Here is an 8266-nt window from a genome sequence, read left to right as displayed (position 1 = left end):
ATCTAAATGACGTACCCTTGAGACCTCCCGGGGTAAGCGTAACCACTTTCCTCCCATATATCCGCCACATTTACTGCATAAACCTTCGGACCGTTTTGGGCTTTGTTTTGTTTTGCAAACTCACCCGATTTATACAGCCTCGAATGTGGTTCGTGTACCTCGGACCAGGATTTTGCCTCCGGCTTCCTTCAGATTCCACCTCACGATGGACACCCTTGCCTTTAGCTAGTGGTTGGCACGGTCAACCCCCACAGTGGACTTTCACCACCTAGTTGTTACGCATGCCCGGCACACAAAAGAAAAAGGAAGAACCCTTACAGTTCTTCCTTAACTTACTGTTATAGAAAATCGCAATTATATCCTTTTTCAATTAATATGTCTTTTATTTCCTTTGATATAAACTTTAAATACCTTGGTTTAACTCCTGCTACCTCTACTAAATTCCAATAAGTTATCTCTTTATCTTCTTTTTCCAATTTATCAATAGCCCATTTTATTTTTCTGATATGAAATTCCTGCAAACCCTCTTTTACAGATTCTATATATTCTCTAGTTAATGGCAATTTATCTTTTCTCTTTAAAAGCCATCCATTTACCCCTAACCTACTTCCTATAGTACTCCATGTTATTCTTTGGGGCTTTCCTTGCTGCAACTCTTTAACAACTTCTTTAACCTTAGATAAAAGTTCCTTATCTCTTTTGTTCCAATCAACAGTACTAGAAATATTGGCTTTTCTGCGAGAATGCTGTCTTAACCATTCAAGATCATATTTTGAAAGCCATCTATACAATGCTTGATGACTTTGTCTAATTTGATTGCTGCTTTTATTTGGATATTTATTATGTAATTTTATCCATTCTGCTCTTAAATGATCTCTTTTAACTTTAAATTCATTTGTATCTGTATATTTTTTATTAACATACTTCCCACCACCATTATACTTCCAAAACGTCTCTATTCCTAATTTATCAATTGCTCTCCTCACTGTTTTAGGCGTTGAATCTAAAATATTAGCAATCTCTCTAATAGATAAGCCTAGTTGAGAAAGTTCTACCAACCTTTTCTCCCACAATTGCTGATAAGAATCTATATCATCATATTCACATTTAAATCCTATCCTCTCATTAAATAAAGTATCTAATGGTATCCCTAAAAATCGTGCTAACAATAGATATCTTAATGTAAATGTAATTCTATTATTATACCTTACCATAGAAGATAACCAGTTTTGACTTTTGTTTTGAACTGGCGACTGAACAAGTTTTAAATAATCCTCACCATAAAAATCTATAAAATCCTGTGCCAATTTTTTCTGGTGTACAAAATTATTCATTCTTGCATAGCCTTTTTCAATGAGTTTTGCTCTAAACTGTCTTTTAAACCACTCCTGCTCTTTAAAATCAAATCTACTATTAAGAAGTCTCTGTGCATCTTCGGCCATCCATATCATTTTTTCTATATATTCATTTGGATAATATATTTCTTTTTCTACTATACAGTTATCAATAGAAGGAGTTATAAATCTCTGTCTGCTGCCACCTCTAACTAGTACTTGACTATTATAAATAGGGGCTTTATGCTTTGGACAAACAAAAACCCCTGTTATCTGATGTATTCTATGCCAATAAGGTTCACCATATATTTCTATGTCTTCCATAAAACATTGAGGACAAAATCTAAAGTATTTATTTAAATCAATTGAATTTGAAACCAATCCCAACCTTATGTAAGCATCTGCACCTCTGCCACTCCTCATAGACTTAATAATCTTCTCTGCTCTTTGTGGTTCAATAAATGCTGCATAAAAAGGAAATAGAGTATGGTTATAAATAAAATATTCTGCTGTATATATTGAATTTACAGGCATATTTTCTATTAATGCATCTATTTTAGAAGGCAACTCCACTGATGCGATACAATTTCTTGTAGAAAATAAATCTTCAAAGTTGTGTATCTCTTTTATATTTCCACTTCTTATGCAGTATCTTCCCAAAGTGCTGTACAGTATTTCATCTGGATAGGGAGTAGGAAAAAAATTCACACTACCACCCCATTAAAAACATCCTTATCAAAACTAATTATATATCCACTTTCCTTTAAAGCCTCATAGGCACTTTTGCCATCATTTTTCCCTTTATCAACTATATATCGAATATCTTGTGGATTAATTAGTTCTTTTTTATTCTTGACTTCTTTCGATCTGCTTTTCTTTTCTTTTTCTACTGCTGAAACATTCTGTTTATCTTGCTCCTTATTTTTCTGTATTTTTTCTATCATATAATTTATATCTATAGTCTGTTTAGTTGCGTTTAGTAAATCATCTAAATTCAAATTTACAATAGAAATATCCTCATATTTAGCAATTTCCCTAGCATTACCGCTTTTTAATGCTCGAATCATTGGTTGAACCAATTTAAATTTTTCTTTAGCCACTTTTCTTATAAGCGTTGTAGTTATTTCTTCCTTTCCAGTAGATATTGCATAAGCCTGTGTTGCTGCATAAAGTTTTGTGAGCAAATCAGGAATACCTTGAGTTTCATCATATAAAATGTTAAGCAATTCTTCATTAAGTGGTGTTTCTTTCTTTGTCCACTGATAATGCCAGACTGACCTAACTAATAAATACCATACCTTGTCTTTTTTTAATCTATCGCAAATCATATCTCCTCCTATGCCAATACCCCTTCTTGCTTGACGAAATTCACTTTGAAGGACTCCTACGGCTCTAGGAGTTCCAACTAGAACTACTGGAACCCCTACTTTATTTACAAGATTCACAAAAAAGTTAAGCATCTTTCTACTTCCTCCAGATTTTGCCGTGCTCAAATGCTGAATTTCATCTATTACTAATAAGCCCAACGCACAATTTCTTACTACTTGATTCATGACTGTAAGCATTACATCTGTCGTTGCCCTTGTTTTTATCATTTTTTCATAATAATTTGTTTTAAGCAGCGTATCTATTGTTGAGAAAAACTCATACATTAATCCCTTTATCGAGCCGTCAAAGGGACACTCTAGTTTTACCCAAACGACTTGATACATAGAAAGTGGAGTGCCGTAATATTCAGAATGAACAATAACTTGAGGGTACATATTCAAAATATAATTAAGTGATGTAGTTTTCCCCAATCCTGATATCCCAATAAGAGTAAACCCGCAAGATGATGTATTATAAGTATTATTGTTATATCCATTTAATTTGTTCATTTTTCTATAATCTTCATAAAATTCTTGAGAAAATTTTGGGCTAAATGGGTTGCGAAAAATATACCCTTGTCTTATAGCCCTCGAAATCTTATTCTCTAACTCCAAAGTCATTGGTAACGGCTGAAAAATCTGAAACAGCCGATTTAACATGTGAATTCTATAGTGGCTGTCTAGTCCCCTCTCGCTAGGATTATAAGGAGGATAAAATGCTAACTTTTCTACTATTTCATTAGCATTAAGCAAGTTTGGAAGTGCCTCTATAAAAGGATTTCCTCTATAATCTGCAACTACTTGTTCTTTATAGTTTGCAACTTCAGCAGTACAGCCATTATGAATTTCTATATTCTTAATATACACTTTCAAGCCCTTCTTTCTGCTTTTTCAGTAATAAATCAAGAGAACCATTTTCTTCAATGTTAACTTCTTCAACTTCATCATTGTTATAGTAATTTTCTTTATTATTATCTAATTCAAATCTTTCTTTTAATCTATTCATTATTTTCTCTGCTTTTCTATTCTCTCTTATGTTTTTAAGCCTTTTATAACTGCTGTCCCTACTGCCAATCTCTCTGTTGAAATCTTCCTCTGCCTGTTGAACAATGTTTTCAATTTCTGCAATTAGTTGTGTTTTAGCCTGTGATTCTAAATCCTTCATTTTTTCTTTCTGCATTTTTTCTATATTTAGTAAATATTCTATTTCTTCTATTGTCTTATCTCTATATCTACTATTGCTGTCTATAAGATAGCATTTTTCATATTCATTTGGATTATCCCCATGTACATAAATCTGGTTCATGTCTCGAGGATCATAACTAATTTTTACTTTTTTGGTCTTAATTCTTGCATTTACAAACGTTCCATTTTTCAGCATAGATGCCGAAGCATAATACATATCTTTATACCTTATACCTTTCGCCGTAATTGTCGCTGTATCTGAAGGCATAAGGGCTAATTTAACAACATCTTCAGGTACACTTCTCAAAGTCCCTCCTCTATTGGCAATACCCCAATTGAAAAGTTCTCGAGGTATGCACCTTACTTCATCTTCTATCATCTGCTGATCTCTTTTGTAATTATTTAATATATAATGATTGTTGTGGTATAAAACAGCCTTAATCATAATTTGAGTAAACTGATATAAATCTAGTTTTGCATCTACTCTATAATCTTTATCTCCTCTTTCTCTACCATCTAAGTCTATTCTTGAAGGCACAAAAGGTTTTATTCGATCATTGTTTAAACCAAAAAACCTCTCAATTAATGCCTTAAGTTCTGCTCGATATGGGGGAGCCAGTTTAACCTTTACATTCAGCATATTTATTAAATTATTTATATTTACTCCTTCCAGTTCCCCTCTATCAGCAATCAACGTCTCAGGAAGATGGTGTACTGGCCAATCTTCGTCCTTTATTTCAATACCATATTGTTTACAGAACTTTACTTTATCCATGGCCGTATTCATTAGTGCCATCATTGCACCAATATATGAACCATTCTCTAGCCCAACGTAAATACCGCAAATCATCCTGCTGAACTTATCTATCACTGCATAGATTGCAGGACGGCCTATAATCCAATTTCTATTATACCTAGATACTAAATACAGATCGCCTATTTGACAGTCTATTTCAAATGTACCAGGCTGTATTATGCCGTCATCTGCATTTCCTACTATAGCCCTGTACTGTTTTAAGAACTTTTTATTACTGTATCTGCTAGTTATCTCCCGTTTTATATTTCTTTCCTTTTCAAACCAGTATCTAAATTGTCCAAATGAAGGTATTTCTGACTGAGGCTTTATAATAGGAATTTTAACACCATCTACCGTTTTATATCCTTCATTAAAATATTCTTTTCTCATCAGTTCATAAGTTAAAACTAATGAGTTCTTCGCAGTAGTATAATAAAAACGATTTACTGCTGTCTTAAAAATCTTTTTTATTTCTTCCGTTACATTTACACCTTCACCAAAAATATCTTTATGTTTTCTTGGTCTGCCCCTTTTAACATCTCCAGCCCTTTTTTCTTTTCCTCTACCTCCACACCTATAATAATCTGGAAGTAGAGCATTCGGCACCTTACCTCTTTTCCAATATCTTTTCAAATAATTTAATACACTTAATTCACTCACATTATACTCTGAAGCAATCTGCTTTATATTTCTTCTTCTAAATGTGGATTCGAATATTTGAGGTTCTTTATTTACAATATCTTTTATCATATTCCAAGCCTTATCCCTTATTCTCTTATGTTTCTCGGGTATATCTTCATCTTTAAGAAATATTGAATATAGAGCATCTTCTTTTATATCTGCAATACCATTTAATAGCGCTTCCTCTAAATCTTCTCTTTTTATTAAATACGGAACATTATTTTTGTTTATATCTATTACATATATCCACTGATCATTAATCCAAAGTATCCTCTCAACAACATCCTTTTTGTCATTTATTTTCCATTCAATTAAAGAATTAACAGTATATTTCAATTCTCTACTTCCCTCCTATGCCTACATAATTCTTTAAAACTGCAATTTAGATTTATAGGCTTGTCCATATCAACTAAAACAATCTTATTGGCTAACAAATATTTAAACAAAAAAATTCCTATACCTTTATCTAAACTATAGTCTTGCTCATACTGAATAATTGTCTGTCTTACAGAATTTCTGCTTTCATTAAGTCTATACAGTAATCCCTCACACAAATCTTTTAATTCATTATTTTCAAGTCCATTTTGATTCTTTGAAATCATTACTGGATGAAGCCACTCTATATTTTTAACTCTTATATCATTAATCTCCTTATTCGTTACAATTCCCCAATCTATTCCTTTTGCTTCTGTCCAGTATCTTCTTTCTATTTCTAACTTTTCTAACGTAATTTTCTTTTTTAGTTCTGATGCATACTTTATACTTCTTGCAGCATATTTTTTATTGCCATTTGAATCAAGTACAGTAATTAAAAATGTAGTAGAAAGAATATAGTCAACCTTACTCTCTTTATCTCTAAACTTTTCTAAATTTAAATCAGACATGTCACTTAAACTTTCTTCTAAATCTAATAAAGGATAATGCTCCCTAATATCTATGACATTATCTTCCCATTCTAGCAGATAAAAATATTTTAATTGTGTATTTGAGAAAAAGTGGTGTACTCTACCAGTTGTTTTCCCTAATATTCTTGTCGCTACCCCCATGGTTGGAAAATCCTGTACAACAAGCCAAGGCTTATAGTCTTTGCCTTCACCTTGTCCTCTACCTTCTTTTATAAACTGTTCTATCTTTTTTTCATTCCATTTTAGTGTTCTTTTAGACATAATGCCCCCCTTATTTAATTCCTAGGAACAAAATCTTCGATTAAAATAAATCAAGGTAGATTTTGTTGAAATCCATAAACGGAAATTATATTAAAACTTATCCATAATTTAAAGAAGTTTATAATTTCCTATGGATTATAAAAAATTCCCCTATTGTTTTAAAACAGGGGAATTTTTTATTGATATCCTTACATCTATATCGTTTGCTCGTATCTTAAGTAGTTTTTTATTTCTTTATAATCTTCAAATACCATATATGCAATTAATGCTGTGAATGGTATTAAATAATATTTTTGTAGTAAAGGAACATTTAAGTATATTCCTACCCTATACATCAAATAAAATACCACTAGTCCAGTAATATTTGCAATTAAAAGACTTGCTATTCTTTTTAGCATTTTTATCCCTCCTATTTAAATAGGTTATTTCTCAATTTTTATTAATGTATTTTTATACTAACACAAAAAAATCATTTTGTGTTTAATATTGGACTTTTTTAATATAACTGTAATAATCTGTAAACAAAACTTTTAAACATAATTTTTTTAAAAAACAGCATAAAAATTTGAAAATACATATAAATGTGTTTATAATGCTGGAAATTAAATGGAGGTGATCTACATGATACAACTAGAAGTTCTTAGACTAGAAATAAATTATTTCTTGCATATCATTAAAAATAATTTTGGATATGAAGACAAATCTCTTGCTGAAGAAGCGATGAACTTGTTAATTAACCACTTTCTATTTGGACACAATAAAGAAATTTGTTCATCATATATTAGCAGAATTAATTACTATATTAGTATAATAGAAAAATTAGATGATATTGAATGCAACAACTTAAAGTTGAATATCCCAAATATTATAAAATTATTAAATACAATAAAATTAGAACTTTCATAAAAAAAGGTTCCCTTTGTTTGCAGCAGAGGGAACCAGAAAACCCTTTTATTTTATTATTTTTAAAATTCTTCTTTTAACTGCATATTCTATTTTACCATCTTTATATTTATACACGCTGTTGGATATTTTATCAATTTCAGGTATCATTTTTATTAATTCATTTAAATAATCTATATATTTGTCATTATTCTCTGCAACTACTAAAGTGCCATCATAAGGTATTGCAAATAAAAAACTCTTTCCAACTTTCTTATTAATCTGTTTTATAAAGTTTTCTGATAAAATCATTGAACTCCCTACATTTGTTGTAAAACCTAAAGTGTAAATTGGTAATTCTTCATCTAATTTTACTAATACATTATATATTTTGTTTATATTATTTATTGCTGATTTTTTTAATAATTCTATATCTACATTATCATGTTTAGTCACAAATCTGTAAATATCCCCCATATCTACCGCATATAGAATGTCTAAATCATCCGTGAATTCTTCTCTTATAAAACCTATTTCTTTATCTAATCCAAAATTCTTATTTTTTAAAAGTGGAAAAACTTTATTATAATTCACCTTAAATCTCTTCTCTTCTATAATTTCTTTTATAACATTTAAGCAGTGTTTTTTAACTGTATTATAGTTATTTTTTGATTCCCCATACAATTTATACATATCTTTAGTATCAACTATAATTTCCAGTGTCCCAAATTCAAAAGTAATGAGTTCTTTATTTAGTTCAGCATTTTCATATACTTTTTTTATATCATTTAATAATTTTAATTTAAATTGTTCTTTATCAAGTTTCAATTTAATTCCTCCTTATATGCCTTAATA

7 protein-coding genes are annotated in these 8266 nt (G+C 30.4%); 1 reads left to right on the top strand and 6 read right to left on the bottom strand.

The window, feature by feature from the left end; translation table 11 throughout:
• Positions 1 to 338 precede the first annotated feature (338 nt).
• From BUB51_RS11170 to BUB51_RS11150, 5 genes are all read right to left on the bottom strand, one after another.
• The gene (locus BUB51_RS11170) at positions 339 to 2042 is read right to left on the bottom strand and encodes a TnsD family Tn7-like transposition protein (protein WP_073197791.1); all 1704 of its coding nucleotides are present in this window, start codon (positions 2040 to 2042) and stop codon (positions 339 to 341) included.
• Positions 2039 to 3568 carry an ATP-binding protein gene (locus BUB51_RS11165; protein WP_278294389.1) on the bottom strand — a complete coding sequence of 510 codons (1530 nt, stop codon included), beginning with the start codon at positions 3566 to 3568 and terminating at the stop codon, positions 2039 to 2041. The genes BUB51_RS11170 and BUB51_RS11165 overlap by 4 nt, the downstream gene beginning before the upstream one ends.
• Positions 3558 to 5699, bottom strand: a complete 2142-nt coding sequence (locus BUB51_RS11160) for a Mu transposase C-terminal domain-containing protein (RefSeq protein ID WP_073197789.1) — start codon at positions 5697 to 5699, stop codon at positions 3558 to 3560. The genes BUB51_RS11165 and BUB51_RS11160 overlap by 11 nt, the downstream gene beginning before the upstream one ends.
• Positions 5696 to 6529: a heteromeric transposase endonuclease subunit TnsA gene (locus tag BUB51_RS11155; RefSeq protein ID WP_073197787.1), complete on the bottom strand. Its 834-nt coding sequence runs from the start codon at positions 6527 to 6529 to the stop codon at positions 5696 to 5698. Before BUB51_RS11155 ends, BUB51_RS11160 begins: the two co-directional genes overlap by 4 nt.
• Positions 6530 to 6723: 194 nt before the next feature.
• On the bottom strand, positions 6724 to 6927 hold the full coding sequence (locus BUB51_RS11150) for a hypothetical protein (protein WP_073197785.1): 204 nt from the start codon (positions 6925 to 6927) through the stop codon (positions 6724 to 6726).
• A 223-nt stretch (positions 6928 to 7150) separates the two neighbouring features.
• On the opposite strand from BUB51_RS11150, the gene BUB51_RS11145 reads away from it, so the two are divergent.
• Positions 7151 to 7435 carry a hypothetical protein gene (locus BUB51_RS11145; RefSeq protein ID WP_073197784.1) on the top strand — a complete coding sequence of 95 codons (285 nt, stop codon included), beginning with the start codon at positions 7151 to 7153 and terminating at the stop codon, positions 7433 to 7435.
• A 45-nt stretch (positions 7436 to 7480) separates the two neighbouring features.
• On the opposite strand, the gene BUB51_RS11140 is transcribed toward BUB51_RS11145, so the two are convergent.
• Entirely contained in the window at positions 7481 to 8239 is a 759-nt protein-coding gene (locus BUB51_RS11140) for a DUF1444 family protein (protein WP_073197782.1), read from the bottom strand.
• Positions 8240 to 8266: the final 27 nt, after the last annotated feature.

Source organism: Caloranaerobacter azorensis DSM 13643, from assembly GCF_900129995.1.
GTDB lineage: Bacteria > Bacillota > Clostridia > Tissierellales > Thermohalobacteraceae > Caloranaerobacter > Caloranaerobacter azorensis.
The sequence above is the reverse complement of the archived record's forward strand: the minus strand, read 5'-3'. Positions and strand labels throughout refer to the sequence as shown.

What these genes read in the sequence shown, in the direction of transcription:
- BUB51_RS11145 (WP_073197784.1), top strand. Translation starts at nt 7,151, where the DNA reads ATGATACAACTAGAAGTTCTTAGACTAGAAATAAATTATTTCTTGCAT.
- BUB51_RS11150 (WP_073197785.1), bottom strand. Translation starts at nt 6,927, where the DNA reads ATGCTAAAAAGAATAGCAAGTCTTTTAATTGCAAATATTACTGGACTA.
- BUB51_RS11155 (WP_073197787.1), bottom strand. Translation starts at nt 6,529, where the DNA reads ATGTCTAAAAGAACACTAAAATGGAATGAAAAAAAGATAGAACAGTTT.